This is a genomic window from Marinifilum sp. D737 (assembly GCF_026672275.1).
Lineage (GTDB): Bacteria > Bacteroidota > Bacteroidia > Bacteroidales > Marinifilaceae > Marinifilum.
In genome coordinates this window covers 65,568-85,493 of the sequence record NZ_JANQCD010000003.1, presented here as the reverse complement: position 1 = coordinate 85,493, position 19,926 = coordinate 65,568, and the positions used below count along the sequence as shown (strand labels likewise).

At 35.6% G+C, this 19,926-nt stretch carries 14 protein-coding genes; all 14 read right to left on the bottom strand.

All coding sequences use genetic code 11. The features are described 5' to 3' along the window. Positions 1-118 precede the first annotated feature (118 nt). Positions 119-1,138 (bottom strand): FecR family protein, encoded by a 1,020-nt coding sequence (locus tag NQ163_RS03665; RefSeq protein WP_268188931.1) that lies wholly within the window; start codon positions 1,136-1,138, stop codon positions 119-121. 76 nt (positions 1,139-1,214) lie between these two features. Next, complete coding sequence (locus NQ163_RS03660) at positions 1,215-1,787, bottom strand: RNA polymerase sigma-70 factor (protein ID WP_268188930.1); 573 nt, start codon at positions 1,785-1,787, stop codon at positions 1,215-1,217. Positions 1,788-1,861: 74 nt separating this feature from the next. Then, positions 1,862-1,993, bottom strand: coding sequence for a hypothetical protein (locus tag NQ163_RS03655; RefSeq protein WP_268188929.1), 132 nt, complete (start codon positions 1,991-1,993; stop codon positions 1,862-1,864). A 158-nt stretch (positions 1,994-2,151) separates the two neighbouring features. Then, positions 2,152-3,549 (bottom strand): MFS transporter, encoded by a 1,398-nt coding sequence (locus NQ163_RS03650; protein WP_268188928.1) that lies wholly within the window; start codon positions 3,547-3,549, stop codon positions 2,152-2,154. A gap of 378 nt (positions 3,550-3,927) precedes the next feature. Then, on the bottom strand, positions 3,928-5,187 hold the full coding sequence (glpC, locus tag NQ163_RS03645; RefSeq protein ID WP_268188927.1) for an anaerobic glycerol-3-phosphate dehydrogenase subunit GlpC: 1,260 nt from the start codon (positions 5,185-5,187) through the stop codon (positions 3,928-3,930). Between the two features lie 7 nt (positions 5,188-5,194). After that, positions 5,195-6,436: a glycerol-3-phosphate dehydrogenase subunit GlpB gene (gene glpB, locus NQ163_RS03640; protein WP_268188926.1), complete on the bottom strand. Its 1,242-nt coding sequence runs from the start codon at positions 6,434-6,436 to the stop codon at positions 5,195-5,197. Positions 6,437-6,444: 8 nt separating this feature from the next. Continuing rightward, positions 6,445-8,070 (bottom strand): anaerobic glycerol-3-phosphate dehydrogenase subunit A, encoded by a 1,626-nt coding sequence (gene glpA / locus NQ163_RS03635; RefSeq protein ID WP_268188925.1) that lies wholly within the window; start codon positions 8,068-8,070, stop codon positions 6,445-6,447. A 471-nt stretch (positions 8,071-8,541) separates the two neighbouring features. Beyond that, on the bottom strand, positions 8,542-8,955 hold the full coding sequence (locus tag NQ163_RS03630; protein WP_268188924.1) for a hypothetical protein: 414 nt from the start codon (positions 8,953-8,955) through the stop codon (positions 8,542-8,544). An 88-nt stretch (positions 8,956-9,043) separates the two neighbouring features. Continuing rightward, complete coding sequence (locus NQ163_RS03625; RefSeq protein ID WP_268188923.1) at positions 9,044-10,627, bottom strand: DUF4369 domain-containing protein; 1,584 nt, start codon at positions 10,625-10,627, stop codon at positions 9,044-9,046. A gap of 212 nt (positions 10,628-10,839) precedes the next feature. After that, positions 10,840-12,051 carry a thioredoxin domain-containing protein gene (locus tag NQ163_RS03620; RefSeq protein WP_268188922.1) on the bottom strand — a complete coding sequence of 404 codons (1,212 nt, stop codon included), beginning with the start codon at positions 12,049-12,051 and terminating at the stop codon, positions 10,840-10,842. A gap of 411 nt (positions 12,052-12,462) precedes the next feature. Continuing rightward, complete coding sequence (locus NQ163_RS03615; RefSeq protein ID WP_268188921.1) at positions 12,463-13,662, bottom strand: TlpA disulfide reductase family protein; 1,200 nt, start codon at positions 13,660-13,662, stop codon at positions 12,463-12,465. Positions 13,663-13,673: 11 nt separating this feature from the next. After that, complete coding sequence (locus NQ163_RS03610) at positions 13,674-14,813, bottom strand: redoxin domain-containing protein (protein WP_268188920.1); 1,140 nt, start codon at positions 14,811-14,813, stop codon at positions 13,674-13,676. Between the two features lie 156 nt (positions 14,814-14,969). Next, complete coding sequence (locus NQ163_RS03605) at positions 14,970-16,340, bottom strand: RagB/SusD family nutrient uptake outer membrane protein (RefSeq protein WP_268188919.1); 1,371 nt, start codon at positions 16,338-16,340, stop codon at positions 14,970-14,972. Positions 16,341-16,401: 61 nt separating this feature from the next. Then, the gene (locus NQ163_RS03600) at positions 16,402-19,926 is read right to left on the bottom strand and encodes a SusC/RagA family TonB-linked outer membrane protein (RefSeq protein WP_268188918.1); all 3,525 of its coding nucleotides are present in this window, start codon (positions 19,924-19,926) and stop codon (positions 16,402-16,404) included.

The window sequence follows — 19,926 nt, the reverse complement described above, 5'->3', positions numbered from 1 at the left end:
TGCGCTTGTTTCAATTACATTTTTACTTGACAAGTAAATTTACTACATGTTAGTTGAAATACCGAAGAACTGCCATTCTTTGGTATTTTTTTTGTGTTTACTTAAAACACCTAGTCCATTAAAAATCACCTTTTGTTCCTAATATAACCAAGTTATTCTCCATTTTATATGAAAATTCACTGGTCATTTCAAGAATTTTAATGACTTCTTCCAATTTTTCATTTTCGAAATTTGCTGTGATTCTTAAATCTTTCAGACTGCCATCTGTAAATTTAAAATTCACACCATACATTCTATATAAGGCTCTGGTTATTTCTAATAAAGTGGTGTTTTCAAAGTGCAAGTTCTTATTTATCCAAGCCACATCCTTTTCGTTATCAACCTGTAACTTATCAAAGGATTTATTACTACGATCAACAACTCCCTTTTGTCCTGGCACCAAATACATACTTTCCTGCTTCTTCTTCAACATTCCCTGAGTATGAGTAAATGCAACTTTTCCGGTCAATACCGAAGTTTCCATTTTTTTATCTTCCGGATATGCCTTAACATTAAACGAAGTTCCCAAAACTTTCACTTCTGCCTTTTTTAGACCAATCACAAAAGGTTTTTGCTCGTTTCTGGCAACATTGAAAAAAGCTTCTCCCTGCAAAAACACATTTCTTTCATTACCCGTAAAATTCCTTTTGTACTTGATACGACTATCTCCGTTCAAAAAAATATGAGTTCCATCGGCAAGCATTAATTCTTTTTGATGACCAGGATTACACTCGTTCACCTCGTAACCCATTGTGTTTAGAATTGAAAAAGGATCCTGAACTTGATGCCATGCAATTGCTGAAATCGAAATTAAAGCAATTACAGAAGCTGCAATATGATACCAGGAACGACTGAAAAGTTTCTTTGTTACTTTTTTATCTTGCTCTTCCGCTTTTATTCTAGATTTTACATTATTTAAAACTCGTGATTTATCTGAAATCGAGCTTTTCAAGTCCAGATTCTCCCACTCCGCTTTTAAATCATTAAATAGCTTTTCATTCTCTGATGAAGCTTTAAGCCAATCCCCCAATTGGCCAGCCTCTTTTTCAGAGATTTCTCCAGCAAACTGCTTTGCTATTAACTGATTTATTTTATCCATTTCCGTCATTGTATTCTTGTAGTTCAATTTTAAGACAGTAATTCTTTAAGCTTCCACTAAAAAAAAATGAAAAAAATTATCTTTTTTTCATTCTACCTTTGTAGCCAATCATTTCTGCTAGCTTTTTTATGGCAATACCCATTTGTGTATCTACAGTATTTACAGATACTTTCAGTGTTTCAGCCACTTCTTTATACTTCATGCCTTCAAAACGAATCATCAGAAAAACTTCTCTACACTTGGGTGGTAAACTTTCAATGCTTTGGGTAATCTTATCTTGTAATTCCTTTGCAATAATTACATCTTCGGCTGTATTTTCTTCGCTTAGTTTATTCGAGACTGATTCATCAATAGAATCTTTACCAACCTTTTGCTCTTTATTGATACAGTTTAAGGAACGATTCTTTACACTAATAAATAGATAATTATCAAGATTTTTCACTTCCTGTAGCTTCTCTCTATTCTGCCAGACTTGATAAAATACATCAGCAACAACCTCCTCTGCCAAATCTTTGCTTTTCACCAATACAAAAGATGCTGTTAAAAGCCTATCGTAATAAATATGAAAAAGCTCATCTAAAGCACGCTCATCAGAATCAACAGATAGTCTTCTAATCAGAAAATCAATATTTTGGGTATGATTTTTCAAGGGTTAAGTTTTCTTAAGTGGTTAATATAGGTTGGTCAAAGATGCAAAAAATCTTATAAAGTGAAAATTTCAAATTAAAATGTCATTACAATTACAGTCAATCTACCTACATGACCTCTTACATTCATTCCGCTGTTTTTCAACCCTTTACAACACAACTCAAGTCCCATACTACAAATATTTCTATTGTCCTCAATTACACTCATGTCATCCTCATGCTATTTTGTGGTGTCCACATTTTACTTCATCCTGACTCTTCCAAAAACCACACGGCTCCAAGCATATCAATCAAAGACATTCACAAAATTTACAAAAAAAACCGCCTCAACTGAGACGGTTTATGATTTATTATATTTTGCTTTTATTATGCAGCTTTCTGTGCATCTAGTTTTTTAGTCACTCTACCGTAAACGATTAAGGCAATTGCTGATACTGCAGCAATTCCAACAAAATAATACCAAATGTAATGTGCATTTGCCGATGCTACTTCCCATTCTGCTCTACTATCAAATAGTGTTGGATCAGGACAATACTTTGTTAAAAGAACACCTGATAATCCAAATCCTAAAATGGAAGATACAAAAGAATGCAAGTGACTAAATCCTAAATACAAACCTTCTTCACCTTTAGGAGCTTGCAAAGAGAAGTACTCCAGGAATCGAGGAGAGATAAATGATTCTGCCAATCCTTGGAATACAATACCTACAATCATCATAAATGCTACCGGATGCATACTAAACAATCCCAAATCAACAGACTCTACATTTAGTAAGTTACCAGCTGCCATACACAAAGCAGAAACTGGCATAATAAACATCCCAATGGTCATGGATAGAAGTGCAGTACGTTTTGCCATTAATTGAGTAACCAATCCTACCGAAAGTACTACAATCAATGGATTTACATTGGCATACCATGATGGAGAAGCTCCTTCACCTGCCATACGCAATACATATTTAGGCATGGTTGCATACAATTGATGCTGCACCATCCAGAACCCTGTAACAATGAGAATTAACGCAACCAAACGACCATTCGCAATTACTCTTGTTAATGCTTGCCAAATCTCATTTAATGATTTTCCTTCACCCTCTGTTTTTGAAGTCTTAAAGAAGAAGAATACCGCAAAAACTGCTGCCAAGGTCATTGCTGCAGAAAAGAAGTTTAGGTTTACCAATCCTTCGTTCCCCATAGCTTCACGCAATGGTTTTACAATGGTTTTTCCCGAGAATGAACCGATGTTTACCATCATGTAAAAAATAGAAAATCCCCTTGCACGATTCGATTCTGTGGTTTCTTTGGCTACTGTTCCTGTAATTACAGATTTAATAAACGATCCCCCAACCATGATCACAATAACAATTGGTACAATCATCCATTTCCAACTGGTTTTTTCTAATCCGGTAAACTTGGTTACTTCGGTATATTCAACCAAACCAGCAGCTTCTAACATGGTTGGTAATATTGCTAATCCTGCATAACCAATACTTAGTAATGTGAAAGCCAACAACAAAGCTTTTCTAAAACCCATTTTATCAGCTAAAGCGCCACTAAATGTAGGTAGTAGATACAAACCTGCTGAAAACAAACCTGATATCATTGCTGCCTCGATATCAGTAAAGCCTAATATCCTTGAAAGATATATGGTTATTACAATGAAAACTCCATAGTATGCTGCTCTTTCTAAAAGCTCAACAGAATTGGCCACCCAAAAAGCTCTTGAGAACTTTTCTTTTCCCGTACTCACTTGTTCTGCACTCATTTAATTTCTTTATTTAGTTTTGTTTTAATACCGATTATCATTTTAAATAATCATTTAGTGCATCTCCCTATAATAAATCCAGGCAAACTATTCCTAAATGATTTTAAAATGTATATCGGCACTATACCAAGATCATTTTAAATCTTATTGGTATAGGTTAAAGTTGTCCGTAATATTGGGCGTTAAAAATAGATTACCACATTGAATTTCACAAGTAGGGATTCTCCTATTTTTTACCCAAATCAAACCTGTAAATCAGTATTAATTTTAAAAGAATGTTTACATGCAAAAAAAATGCCGCAATCAGTGGATCGAAATAATCCAATAATTACGGCATTAACCTAACTTAAAAATAAAATATTTTGCTCTGCTACACGCTTATTTTTGCCATAGCTTCATTGTAGCTTCCACATCTATTGCTTCTGCCAGAATAGATATCGGATGCTGAACTTTGCTAGATGTTGACATTTCTATTTGCCATTTACAGGTTTCACAATCTGTAGCAACAAAATCAACCTTAGAGTTTTCTATCTGATCGAATAAAGGCTTACCAACTTCCTGTGATGTTTGATAATTTTCTTTCTTAAATCCATAAGTTCCTGCTATCCCACAACATTGTGACTCAAGCTGAACCAATTCAACTCCCGGTATCATTTTTAAAAGCGAAGTGGAATAAATAGACCAACCTAACTTTTCCATATGACAAGGAGTGTGATATGCGATTCTTTTTTTGTAATTCTTTTTAAATACCAAATTCAATTTTCCTTCATCAATCAATCGGAATATGAAACGTGTCGCCAATTCACTATCATTTCTTATTTCCTCATTTTTTACTCCTAATAAATGAGGGTATTCATCGCGAATGGTAAATATACAAGTTGATGATGTTGAAATCACTGGCATCTTTTTATCTACAATTGATTTCTTGAATGCCTCAACATTGTGTTTGGCTTGTTTGGTTGCCTGTTTTATTAATCCATTAGAAATTAATGCAACACCACAACATTTTTCTTTCTCCAAAAGGTGTACACCATAACCTGCAGCATTCATTACCTTAATCAGATCTTTACCCTGCTGAGGGAAGTTATAATTCACATAGCAGCCATGAAAATAACTAACATGCTTTTTGAACTCTTGCTGTTTCTTTTCTGCATATCTGCGATACCAGGTTTCAAAACGCAAACCTGTATACTTTGGAAACATGCGATGATGATCGATCTTTAACACACTATCCATTACTTTACGTACTGGCTTCAGCGCAACTGCTGTATTCACAATTGGAGCAAATGTACTCGCCATGGTTCCTACAATATCTGTATTCGCAAGAATCATATCGCGAAGTTTTGGTTTGCTCTTGCTATACTTTATGCGAGCAGATTGAATAATATCTCCAATTTTAACTCCTGAAGGACAAGCAACTTCGCAGCGCTTACAATTTAAACACAACTTCAAAGCCTCATCATAAAACGCTGGATCTTTTAATCGCATTCTCTCCCCATCGGGCCCCGATTGTTTTGGTCCAGGATAATCAGGATTTACTTCCAATACCGGACAATAAACGGTACAGATTGTACATTTGACACATTGTTCAAAGTTGTTATCACTAACGTTATATGGTTCAAATATTTCCTTTTTCATTGTCCTGTTATTTTAAAATTTGTTCAGCCGCATGAAGAGATGTAAGTAAACTTATACCTGCTCCACTTCCTTCTTTAAGAGGATTTGCTCCTCCCAACACAGAACCTGCCACATATAAATTTTCTACAGGTTCACCATTCATCAACGCTCGAAATTTCTGATCGGTTTTTACACCGTAATGCATAAACGCCTGATCGTTAAAGATCTTTTCATCAAACCATTTTTCACGATTGCTATCGCCATCAATATCTAAACCAAAAATTGGTTCGTATAACTTATCGTGAGTTGCCACAATTCCTTTGCTATAAAAACTTCCACTTGCCAAAATAAATTGGTCTGCTTCAAATTTTATATCTCCATGATTATTGGTTCTAATCTCCAATAACCTGCCATTTTCAAAAACTCCTTCTTCAACATTATCTCCCAACAGGTAGGTTCCGCCTAATTCCTGAAATCTTTCACGCAAGGTTATCTGTGTTCGAATACCTGGAACCGAAGGTGGTATGGCTGGTAACAAAAGAACTGGCTTTTCGATTTTCTCTTTTAGCTTATCTGCAATTGTCTTGTTAAATAATCCAAATACAGCAGGAAGAATTACCACATCAAATCCATCACTTAGGACATTTGCTTTCTGAGCGAATTCCTCAATAGCATTTTCTTTATCAAATTCTTTCGCAATATTTGTTGAACGCATTTCGCTAGGATTTTTACGAATTGCTTCAAACTGCTTCATCGAAACAGTTTTGATTTGTGCTTGAACATCAAGCTTTTTCAATCCATCTTTAATAAAGAGTGTATGAAAATCAAGAAATCCACTAAAGTTTAGGATCACCGCTTTCTTCCATGGGAAACTGTCCTTTTGATCGAAACTGGTAAAATCACTTAAAGTCAACCAAGTTGGTTTCATTACACCCATAGGCGTTAAAGTATAGTGATTTCTATCGGCTTGACCATTTAAATTTAAACCCGAACGAACCAACAAATGCAAAGCATCATTTGTTAATCGTTCTATTTTATCTAATCCTACCCTTTTGTATGGATGATTTTCAGGCAAGCTTTTCATGCTTTCCAAAGGGTTTGTAACCTCTTCTCCATTTGCTTTACCCAATAAATCAAAAGAACCCGAAAAGAAATGAATTGCACTTTGACCAGATGAAACAATCGCACATTTTTTTCCCTGCTCCGCCAATTTAATTCCACATGTGAGTCCGCTTAACCCACCACCTATTATTATGTTATCAAATTTCATACTCTTGCTTAATTGTTATCTGGTTTCAATCCATATATCCCTTCGTAAATCCAAGATGTAAATTGAATTTCATTAATCGTTTCTCCCCATGCAATTGGCGACATCCCTTTCCATCTCTCTTGAAGAAAGTTCGCCAAATCATCTTTTGCTTTCCCTGGCTCTTCCATCGATTCGCAAAGAAGACCTGCTGCACGACAAGCACACAACTCACCCTGGCAAGTTCCCATTCCAACACGAGTTCTACGACGCAAATCAATCAAGTTATTTACATGCAATTCATTAATTGCATACTTTACTTCCCCAATCGAAACACCTTCGCACTCACAAACCATGGAATCTTCATTCTCATCACCTTTGGCTATTTTATGAGCCAATGATCCATGTCTATCCTTTGCCGATTTTTGAGTAATACCATTAACTGAGTAAACTTTCTGGCTTACATTATTTAATGTTTCATCACTTTTTTCAGATCCCTGTAGTGGAATGTTGGCCGTTTCACATTTCTTATCGACATCTAATTTTTTACAGATCAAATCTGTTGCTTCTTCAGCCATTAAGCGATAAGTCATCAGTTTACCACCTGTAATTGTAATGAATCCTTCCAGGCCATCTCTTTCCTTGTGATCCATCAGTACAATACCACGACTAATACTTCTTCCACTTGGATCATCATCGGCCGCAACCAATGGACGAACTCCTGCATAAGCACGAAGGATACGTGTAGTGGCCAAGGATGGCGAAAGCTTTACTCCTTCTCTTATCAACACATCCACATCATCCTTGGAAACATACATATTGTCTATCTCTTCAATTGGAATTCGCTCTGATGTGGTTCCAATCAAACAAATGGTATCTCCCGGAACAAGTATATCCGCATTGGCAGGTTTTCTACACCTGTTCAAAACCATTTTGTTTACACGATGACCAAAAATCAGAAGAGACCCCTTTGCAGGAAACATATTGATGTTAACTCCAGCAAACCTGGCAATATTATGTCCCCAAATACCAGCTGCATTGCAAACAATTTTTCCGTAATATTTTACTTTTTCCTTTTTCGCATGATCGAATAATTCTACACCATTCACACGATCTTGATCTTTCAAAATATCAACAACCTCATGCTGAGTTAAAATATCGGCGCCTTTCAATTTGGCATCCAATGCATTTGACATGGTCAAACGGAAAGGATCAACCGATCCATCAGGCACTTTAACTGCTCCAATTATATCAGGATTAGCTGATGGCTCCATACGAAGTGCCAGTTTAGGATCTATTATTTCTGTTGAAATCCCTGCACTTGTACATGCATCTACAAATTGAGACTGAAATGCAATGTCATCTTCTGGCAGAGTAAGAAATAGTCCATTGTTTTCTTCGATGCAATGGTTTGCAATTTTTCGGAGAATCATGTTTTCCTCAATACATTCAGCTGCCGATTCATGATCGGTTACTGCGTATCTGGCTCCACTATGTAATAAACCATGATTTCTTCCTGTTGCTCCAGTGGCAAAATCATGACGTTCTACCAGCAATACACTTAATCCTCTCATCGCACAATCCCGCGCTGTCCCTGCACCTGTTGCTCCCCCTCCGATGATAATTACATCATATTCCTTGGATCTATTCTTATTCATGATGAGTATTCTTATTTCAATATCTTTTTATTCAGCTTAACGAAGATTTTTATAAATCTTAGAATACAAAGATATACATCATACATAGCATTACAAAGTATGTCTTTAAAAAATATATTTTGCAATATTCAATCCTTAGTTTAAGAATGTATTTTTTATAGAATTATCACACCCAAAACACACACAAACACAAATCTCGGAAACAAATGTATATTAGACTTTTACAAAACCTTAAAGCATTACTATTAAATAGATTTTTAAGGAAATAAATTGGACTAAAAACAGATTAGATAGATTGCATCTAAATAAAAAACTTTAAACATTTACTGGTAAAACCAAGATAAAAAATAAGCCAAATCATTAAAATGATTTGGCTATTTGCTATGACGCAGGCATTAAATCTGACAAAAATACCTGCTAACATTCACTTTATTAAAAGTAATTTTATTTAGGTGTTAATAGTTACATATTTTAATTCTCATTCAACAACCAATTTCTTCCATATTCGGGAGTAGAAAATACCTTTAATTGATAACGATCAGAAGTATTATTTTGAATTCGAATCATTCCAAATGCTGTATCAAGAGGATTTCTTCTAATCAAAGCGTGCCTAACAAATAAATGCTGCCCCAGCTCCGATTCCATAATCAAACCTAATTTTTTAGCATCATCAACATCATATTGCAGCTCTGCCAAACTTGCATCTTCTAATATTCTAACACCATTGGCAACAGTCACTCCATTTAAAAGGTTTAAACAATATTCCTTCATTTGAGAAAATTGTATTTTTCCAGTCATCATTACATCTAACAACCCAATTTCAGGCCTGTACTCCACTTCAATCATGATAATTCCCGTTTTTTTTAGCTTACATACTATAGACAATCATTTTTAGTTTTTGGGTGAACAAACTTGTAAAAAAAAAAGAGCTATCCTCTCGAATAGCTCTTTTCCTTATATTTTCTTATCAATTCTAGTTCACTGATACACACTTAACAATTCCTTTTTCGGCAGAAGCCAAATAAAGATTATCCTTAGTATCAGAAATCATTGGAATATAGGAACAACCTTTTACCAACTCTTCGATTCCAGCTATCTGTTTTGCTCCAGCATTACTGTATACCTTAATACGTGTAGGGTCTTTCTCAACCGTTACAATAGCACCACTATTTAATGAAGCTACTGAAACAGGATTACAACATCCGTGGAAATCATTCAATGTTTTACCTCTCTGACCAAATGTCAAAATGCTTTCACCAGAAAAATTAAATCCTTGCACACGGAAAGCTCCAAGGTTAGCAACCAAAATTTCATTTTTCGCATTTACCGAGAAATCAAGAATACCACAACATGGACGCATATCTTTCATTACAGGACCAGCTTCTCCGTTAGTTTTATTAAACATGGCAAGTTTTGCTCCTCTATAATCAGCAATTACAAGCTTGTTGTCAATTATTCTTGCTCCAGTTGCTGTAATTACATCTTTCAAAACATACTTTGCTTTTTCCTTTCCATTTTCGTCAAGAACAACACACTCTACTGATTTAGGCATCATTCTTTTAATTTTTCTACCACGCACTTTCTTCTCTACTTCTTCCTGAATAGCACATAGCAAATAAATATTGTTATCAGTATCTATGGCTAACGATGAAGCCTGACCATTAAAAGTTGGTTTTATCGTTTTTAAAACTTTTCCGTTTGGATTAACTACCTGAATGCTTCCATCTTTCTTTAAAGCACAAATGTTATTATTTTTAAATACTCCCAGATAAATGATATTTGTTAAAGATTCTCCTTTAAAGTTCTTATCAACCTGATAAGAAGTATTCTTCACATTGGCCATTAACTCTTCAATGCTAACATCTTTTTCTCCTTTTTTAGCCATTTCTGCAAGGGTACTAATAATAGTAGCGTTCTTTTGAATTTGAGGATCCATTGCAGCAACCATTTTCTGAGCTTCCTTATAGTTCTTGCCGGAAAGTTCTCTAACCACAAGGCTTGCAGCATGAGCAGAAGCAGGATATTCTTTAATGAACTTCTCATTTAAAGCTTCAATTTCTTTTTGCTGAGGCTCTAACTTTTTCATTAATTCTTCAGCTTGCTCTTTGGTGTTACCAGGTTTATAAAGCTGAGCCATGATGTCTTTATACTTTGCTCGAATTTCATTGCTTTCCTTCTGGTAAATCGCATAAGTATCATGCTCTTTACTACCTGTAACTTTCATATTAGCGAAATCTTTCACATCAGCAGTTACGCTTATAGGAGCATTTTCAACATAGATTTGTGCATAAGTATTGGTTTCCGCAATTGCAAAATAACACAAAGTAGGAATTGGATAATCTCCTTTGATTTCAAACTTACCCTCTTTGATAATTGCAGTATCTTTTTGCATACCGCCAGCAGTATAATGCGCTAGTTCCAGTTTTGTACCATCGGCAACACCAGTAATGGTACCTGATAAAATCATTCCTGATTTTGTTTCTTTCTTGGTGTTGTTACATGCAAACATTCCCAGCATGGCAGCCAGGACAACTAGTAGGTTTAATTTAAATTTCATCCGTTTAGAGTTTCTTTTTTTGTCGGATGTAAGCCGCAAGATCAAAATAATTATTGTCTTATATATTTAATAATCATTTTAATCCTGCTCTTTTCATCAGATCAGTTTATAAATTTGTTTTTTTTGATTGGGTATAAGTGGCTTAACTCCCCTATCTGATTTGCCAAACCACATATTAAGTTGTTAAAAATAATCAATAAATTATTTTTCAATTACATTTTTTCAATTTCTTCTTTTAATGCCATTACACGTTGGTCTTTTTTACCGCCCTTTTTAGCATTTTTAGATATAAATGCATTGATGTTTTCCAATGCTTTCGCCTTATTTTTTGATTTTTTGTACAAACTTGCCAGACAATAGTAACAAGCTAACATTTCACGATCCTCTTTCAGATAATCTTCTACTGCTGTAATTGCTTTATTATAAAGACCAGCACCTTCGAAAGCAGGATCCATTGCAACACGGTAAGTGGTATTGATTAAAATACTTGATCCCATTCTCTTGTCAGTCTTCAAAGTTTCCTTTGCCGATGCGATCTGCTTGTTGAACCAGGTATCATACTCTTTATGCGCCAAATAGTATGTAGAATACCAGTTGTCCTCCATCATTTTTTGCTGTGGAGTTGTAAAATCTTTCTTAGCTCCTTCAATTGCAGATTTTAATTCATCAATGGTTCCTGCTGTAGCAATACCAGATATATATTTGTTCACTGCAGCTCCTACAACACCATCATAATTCTCCTGACCGATTCCTTCAGCAGCAATAAACTTTTCTTTGTTGGCAATGATGTACTTATAGGTTTCACTTCCAAATTCCAACGCTTCAGAATAACCAATCACAGTAAAGGCATCAACATTAACCAGTTTTTCTTTCGGACAGTTTGCTATAAAATCTTTACCTACAGGTAACATCTCCTCTTTCTTGTATGCTGCATACAAAGCCTTTACATACTGAGCTACAAATTTCGGATCGCGATTTCCTTCTTCATATTTTTTCACCAATGCTCCAATTTGTCTTGAAGGATCTCCAGCAATTTTAGCTTCTTCAATTAACCCTTCTGCATCAGATCCACCAACTTTGGTATGAAGAACTTTTCCATTTGCGTCCATAAATAATAAGGTAGGATATGCTTTCACTCCATATTTCTTTTGAAGTTCGATTCCTTCTCCTTTTTCCATATCCATTTTAACATTCACAAAATGTGCATTAAAATAATCTCCTACCTTTTTTTGAGGAAAAATATTCTTTGCCAACATCTTACATGGACCACACCAGGTTGTGTAGCAATCCATAAAAACCATTTTATTCTCTTTCTTGGCTTTTGCCAAGGCTTCTGCAAAAGTTCCATGCTCAAATTCAATTCCTTGTGCAAATACATTGCTACAAAAGAAAATTGCCAGCATTACTCCTAATAACTTTTTCATTTTGAGTTAAATTTTGTGGTAATTAAATTTCATTTATACTCTTAGGACACATTAAATTGTAAAATGTGTGAATAGAAATTGATTTTTTAACCTTAATTAACTTTAGAAGGTAAAAGTCAATCTTTGCTAGTCAAGGGGTGACTGAATTAAAAAACGTACATAGTCACCCCTTGACTTGGTCTTAACTATTTAATCTTAATGCTCCCCTCTCCTGTCGGCATCTCCCCTTTCAAAGGGGAGAACTCATTTATTAAGCCAGCTTCCAAACTTTTAGATTCATTAATTGTACATTCCTACTCTTTTCCTCTTTTCCTCTTTTTCACCATTTCGCCTGTTTCATATTCCAACTATAAAAAAATGCTAGCAGAATTAACCACCAGCATTTTATCCCAATCATAAAACAAAACCGTTTTACTTACCAAATAGCTCCTCAAACATTTTATCCATAACCTCATCATTGTCACCATCAGCACCATAACGTCCAATTATTTTTCCATTGGAATCGATTAATATTTTTGTTGGAAGTGTATGAATTGCATAAGAACTGCCAATATCATCACCCTGATCCTTGGTACCACTTAAGATATGTCTCCAAATTCCAATTTGATCTTTTTTAACCGCCTTATGCCAAGCTGGAATATTATTGTCATCGCTGGCTATACCTATAAATTCAATTCCTTTTTTATGATATTTATTGTACAAATCAATCAGGTGAGGATTTCCCGCTCTACAAGGCTTGCACCAGGAAGCCCAAAAATCAAGCAGAACATACTGTCCTTTAAACTCTTCCAAACTAATCTCCTTGTTATTGATATCCTTCTTTTGAAAACCTGCAGCCATATTACCTGGAGCACCTGAAAGATTCTTTTTGATTTCCAATTGTATCTCATTTCCCAATGGGCTGTTTTTGATCTCCTCAGAAAACAAATCATATTTTGCTTGTGCTTCCTCTGGTTTCATATGCGACATTGACCACTTTAAAATGTTGGCTGTCACAAATGAGTTGGGATGATCTTCCATATATTTCTGATTCACCGCACTCCTTTTGGCTGAAAATGGTTTTAATGCATCGTAAGCCGTTTGTGCTTTATTTTTAAGTACAAGTAACTCCTCTTCTGGCAATTTGGCCTTCATTCCTTTTATATAGGACATGTTTGCTTCGTTATAAGCTAATGTATATGGTTCTTGCTCCTTCATAATAGGCTTCAACAAGACTTCATAAGCTTGCTTTTCCGATTGTATTTTTCCTCCTTCAATCACCACTGGTAATGTTTTTCTACCCCATTGGTCTGCTTGTGCTTTTTTCATATCACCTTTGACAGAGATCTGAGAGTTTTCAATCCATAAAGAAAACATAGCATCACCAGGCGTTACTTTTACACTCAGTTCGCGTGGGTAATCCACCTTCCCTTTCAATTCAAACTTTCCTGCTTTTATCATGGCAGAATCAAATGTTACAACTTTTAATTGTTCCCTGTCATAAAAGGAAAGTACAATTTTACCATCTGCAATACCCTTAACTTCTCCTTTAAGAATATAGCCATCATGCTTTTCTGATTTGCCGCAACTCATAATTAGTGTAGCAAGCAGTAGTATTAGTATTGATCTCATTGCTTTTTGCTTTAAAATCCAAATAGCTCTTCTAATTTTTTATCCAATTCATCACCATGCAATAATTTGGCAATGATTACCCCCTCCTTATCAATCAACACAGTAGATGGCAAATAATCCATTCCATATTCCGATATCACTCTTGCAGGAGCTGGATTCTTTGGAAATTCATCCGCCACATTCAACCATGGAATTTCATCGTCTTTGATTGCTTTTTTCCAGGCTTTGTGGTTGCTGTCGTTGGTTACTCCTAAAATTTCAAATCCTTTCTTGTGGTATTTTTCATACAGCTCTTTCATGTGAGGGAAAGAGGCACGACAAGGCTTACACCAGGAAGCCCAAAAATCTATCAATACATACTTACCTCTCAAATCAGAAAGGCTTACATCTTTTCCTTCTGGTGACTTCAAAGTAAAATCAGGAGCTACTTTTCCTGCTTGAATGCTTTCTTTAATTTTGATATCCTCCATCATTTCAACAACATTGGCATGCTGTTTCGAAGATTCCGGTAGCAATGTGTAAAGCTCTTTAATATGCTCAAGGCTTGCTATATTCGTAAGAGATGGGAAAACCTGTACCACAAAAAATTGGTCAATGTTGTTTTTAATCAGATCCAATTGTGCTGTTTTAACTTCGTTCTCCAAATTAGGAGCCAATTGTTTGATCTTTTCGTTAATCTCAACATATTCATCATGATCTTTTGCAGATCTTAGCTTTGATGCTAACTCCTTGTATTTTGAGTATTTATCCTGATTGAAAATTTCATCCTTCATTCCTTGAAATCTCTCAACCAAAGCTTGATTTTTTGCACCACTCAATGATAACTTCTGAATGTAGCCATGCTGAGCATCTTTGATATCTGCTCCTAATGTAATCTCTCCATTTTCTAAAATTGCACCTAAACTCAGTTTAGAGTCCAACAACTGAATCATGTAAGCATCAACTTTTAAAGATGGCTTTTTGAAGGTAAAACGTCCATCCAAAACCTCTACAGTATCAATTCCCCTAACAGTGCGACTACTTCTATCAAAAGCTGCCAAAACAACTCTGTCATTTTTTATGCCTTTAATGTGTCCTTTTAGAATAAACTTATTTTTTTCTCCGCATGAAAACAGTGCGGTTACAAGTATGAATGCAACTAATATTCTCATTATAATTTGTTTTAGAGTACAGGTGTACTGGTTATTTTTTATTCAATTAAGAGTATATCGTCCCTGTTCATGCCCTAAGCATGAATAAGTTGTATTAGAAAGTGTAGTTATTGAGAAAGAAACAAAGGAGCACAATGGCTCCTTTGTAAATGCGTTTTATAATCCTCGAGGATTTTGCTCCAGCAGATCATTCAAAGCCATCACATTTAAAGGAATGGCCCAAACGTAGTTATTCGATCTTGCTTTAAGGGTAAATGTTTTTCCATTTACAGTACGAGAAGTCGTTAAACCCAAACGTTTCATATCGAACCAACGGTAAGCAGTTAAACGAAGTTCTCTTCTTCTTTCCTGCATGATTTCATCAAGCACAACAGCATTATCAGTACTTGCAAAATCTTCATAGCTAGCCGCGTCAAAACGATTAAATCGCAACTTGTTCAAATAAGTTAATGCTTCCGTTCTGTTTGGAGTAGCTTGCTTCATTAAGGCCTCACAATAATTCAACAACACCTCGGTTGATTTAATTCCGGCAAATGCAACCTGACCATCCGTGGTTACTATGTGTAAACCATCCAAATACTCTCCTGTTGATGTAGAATCCGAAGTAAAGTACCAATATCTCAAATCCTTAGTCTTATCAAAAGTGTTTATTAACTCGTTTGACAACCAAAGTTCTGTTCTGTACCAACCGGGTTCCTGTACGTAAACATTTTCTACATTATTCATTTTGTTCGAATCATAGCCCAGAACGCCTTTCGCTGCATTCTTGCCACTTGCAAATGATAAGGTATTGTAATCTTTTATTGTACTATAGATATCTAACGACCTCTTTGAATTCTCTTGTGACAAATCATACTTTTCCTGATACAAATAAACTCTACCCAACAGTGCATAGGCGGATGCTTTGCTTGCCCATGTTCTGTGCTTAGATGTTTCTGTCAACAATGGAATGGCAGCATTTAAATCTGCTATGATTTGATCATATACTTGTTGTACAGTACTTCTTGGGTGCTGCTCATTAATATTCATTTCCAATAACAATGGGACAGCTAAATCTGTAGATGCTGTAGAAGCATTGTAATGCTTGCCATAGCCATTTACCAAATACATATAAGCATGTGCACGGATAAACAAGGCTCGCCCCTTTGTATAATCAACATCATATTCAATCCCTTTTTCATAGGTATCAATGTTCTGAAGGACAAAGTTTGCACGTGAAATAATCCTATAAAAGTTTACCCAATCCTCATCCTGCTCTGCATCGGTGAAAAGGAAATCCTGCCAGGTATAAGCATTCATTTCAGAAACCCCGGTAAATGGAATTTTTGAATCCGGAATCATAATGTCATCGGCCTGGGATGAAAAATTCATTCCTCCGGAGTTAATATCATTTGTACTATTCAACAACAATGCCAGGTCATCCGTATTTTCCGGAATTGTCTTTCCTTTTGGCAACACATCTACATAACTGTCATCACAGCTCGCAAACATTACTGCCATAACCAATATATATATGAATCTCTTCATTTCTTTGTTTTTTAATTTATTACAATTTAGATCTATTCACTTCGTGTTTAGAGTACGACCATTAAAAAGTCATATTCAAACCAAATGTGAATGTTTTAAACTCTGGAAAATAGAAGTCTCTAACGTAAGCCAGACCTGTACTATAGCCACTATTTCCAATCTTGTTGTCATAGATCTTATCATTATCAGCAGCTGTCCAGTGCCATAGATTCTCCACGCCTGCTCTTACTTTCAAACTCTTGATCATTTTAGAGTTAATTAAAGAGGTAAAATCATAAGTTAGATTGATACTTTTTAATCTAATCACGTCTGCTTTATCAATGTTGAAATCACTGTTCCAGGTAGCCTGAATTCTATCCTGTGAGCTATAAGCTGTATAATCCAATTTAGGAACACGAGTTTTAGTTTCATCGCCTGGTGCTCTCCATCTTTCATCAACAATCTTGTGGATGTTGTTACCTGAAGCGTTTCTATTGGCAGCAGGATAAGAATTCATTGCAACATAGTGACCTAAATCATAGGTAATAAACACATCTGCAGTGAAATTCTTCCAGGTAAATGAGTTGGTCAAAGATCCATAGTAAGGAGGAGTTTTTCTACCAAAGAATTTTCCGTCTTCAGTGGTTAGAGAACTCATGTTTTTCCATGAAATTTTCTCTCCATCCTTGTTAAATACCTGTGGTTCCCCTTCAGCATCCAGACCTGCATTTCTATAACCATAAATGTAATCTGTTGGCTGTCCTTCCAAAGCACTACCATAAATGTATTCACTTTTTGTCAATGCACTTTTGTCCAGGTTCTGAACTTTGTTGTAGTTGTATGAGAAATTAAAATTCACATCATATCTAAAATCTTTACGTTTCAAGATATTTGCTGCAATATTAACATCGATACCTCGGTTGATAATTTCCCCATTGTTCTTGCTGAAAGTAGACCAGAACGATCCTCCAAATCCTGTTGTTGGATCAACATTTACAGGAGCCAATACGTCCTTTGTAAATTTGTTATAAAATTCAAGTGAACCACTTATTTTGTTATTGAACATGGCAAAATCAACACCTATATTGGTGGTGTATGATTTCTCCCATCCCAATAAAGGATTCTCAGGATTCGCAACAGACAAAGAAGGTTCCCCTGAAAAGTAATCTGTCCCTGCATATGCAATCAAAAATGGAGATGTATTCTTCTCAACATTACCAGACAGTCCGTAAGATGCTTTAATACCCAAACGATCAATAAAGTCAATATCGAAAAATTTCTCTTCACTCAATTGCCATTTAGCACCTACTGACCATGATGGCTGATCGCGATACTTTGATGATTGTCCAAATAAATTTGTCTTATCCAAACGCCAGCTACCAAACAAGTCATACTTTCCTTTGTACCCAATGCTTCCAATGTAATAGGATGACAGGTATCTGTCTTCATTAATACTGTTCATAGGAGTTGACCACTCTGATGCCCAATTAAATGTTGCATTTAAGAATCCTTGTGTCATTTTTTTGTAATCCACTATAGATTCTGTCAAGCGTTGTGGGTGATAGTTATAGCGAGTATTGTTTAAAGCAGCCTCTGTTTTAAATGAGTTTCTCTCCAAACCTGCGTTCAAGCTGAATACAAAATCTTTGTATTCCTTATTGATGCTCAACTGAGTTCTCAAGGTTAAGTTTTCAGAATAGGTATCACTATACCTTAAAATGTGACCGTAAGGAACAACCTGGTTTCCTCCCACTTCGGTGAATCGGTTCACATAATTTCTCACCTTGTAAGAATCTTTGTGCCAGAAATCTTCACTACGCCCATTCATTACATTGTAACCAACCGAAGTAGTTAATTTCACACCTTTTAAAGGTGTTATGTCAAAACTTACATTTGTAGAAATACTGTTATTTTTACTCTCCTTATCTTTTAAACGTTGTTCCTGAACCTGATTGTAAGAAGTACTTAAAAGACCTAATGTTTCTTCATTATAAGTTCGTGTTGCTTTGTCATAAGATCCATAAGCTTCTTCCAGGTAGTTCCCCTCATTATCAAGAAAACGTACATATGGACGAGTCATGGAAGCGAATTGACCATTATTTTTGTTTGTTCTGTAGTTACCAAACATGTTTAAACGCAAAGCAAACATTCCATTAAACTTGAAGTTGTCATTCAATGTAAAAGCAATGTTATTTCCTTCAGTTCCTTTCCATTTTTGCTTGTTCTCATCAAAAGAAAGAGAGGCATAAAATTGATTTTTCTCACTACCATAGTCGAAAGAAACCGTATGCTTTTGAGTCATCTCTCTTCTGAAGAATAGTTCTTCAATGTCTGAACGGTTATCGTACTGCTTCATCTCATTCACCTGAGATAGTGCTTCCTCTTCGGTTATCTTACCATCTTGCATTGCTGCATAAATCTCTCCCACTTCAGATTTAAAATTATACCACGGAAAAGTAGACAAACCTGCAGCTTTGTATGAATCCCATTCCAATTCGATGTGTTGCTTGGAATTCATGATATCCAAATCATCTAAGTTTGGCTTCTCGCTTAATGTGAAGCTGTTGGTATAATTTACTCTTAACTTTGAATCCTTATCACCCTTTTTTGTTGTGATTACTACAACTCCGTTAGCTCCACGTACACCGTAAATAGAAGTTGATGCAGCATCCTTCAGTACAGTAATCTGGTCAATATCGTTGGTATTGATCTCAGCTAAATTTCCCATCCAAGGGAAACCATCTACAACAATTAATGGCTTCGACTCTGCTGATAATGTCGCCTTTCCACGAATCAAGATTTCGCCTTCACGGGTTACTTTCACACCTGAAGCAATACCTTGCAATTTTTGTGTGAGATCAAGCGAAGCTACATTATTCAGCTCATCGTTATCGATAATCTGGAATGAACCAGTCGCACGACCTTTCTTAATAGTCTGATAACCTGTAACTACAACCTCACTCATTTGTTCCGTATCAGCAAAAAGAGTAACATTTATTACTTCTTGTCCGCTAAAAGCAACTTCCTGAGCAAGCATTCCTATAAATGAGAATACCAATATTTTTTTACCTTCCTCTAAAGTAAGGGTATAGTTTCCGTCGATATCCGTTGCAGTTCCTATTGATGTACCTTTTACTAAAATAGATACCCCCGGAAGAGCAGTCCCTGTTCCATCAGTAACCTTTCCTTTTACTGTTTTTTCTTGAACTACAGGTGTGGTTTCAACCACTGGAGCAACAAATTCTCTCTCCGAAATAATGATTACATTATCGTCCAGTTGGTAATCCAGATCGCGCTCATGTAAAACATCTTCTAATAATTCTTTTAAATCTTCCTGATTTACTTCCAGACTTACTGTTTCTTTGCTAAGAATCAAATCATGATTGTAAAGAAATTCATAATCGGTCTGCTCTGCGATTTCCGAAAAGAACTCGATTAGGTTTGCGTCATGCATATTCATGTTCACCAACGCATTTTGCCCTCTCACATTTGCCGACAGTTGTAAAACACCTATCAGCATCAACATCGTAAGTAACTTCATACGCATTAAAGTTTTCTTCCACCTTCTTTTTCCTAAAAAGAAGGCAATTCCAAATGAATTTTTCAT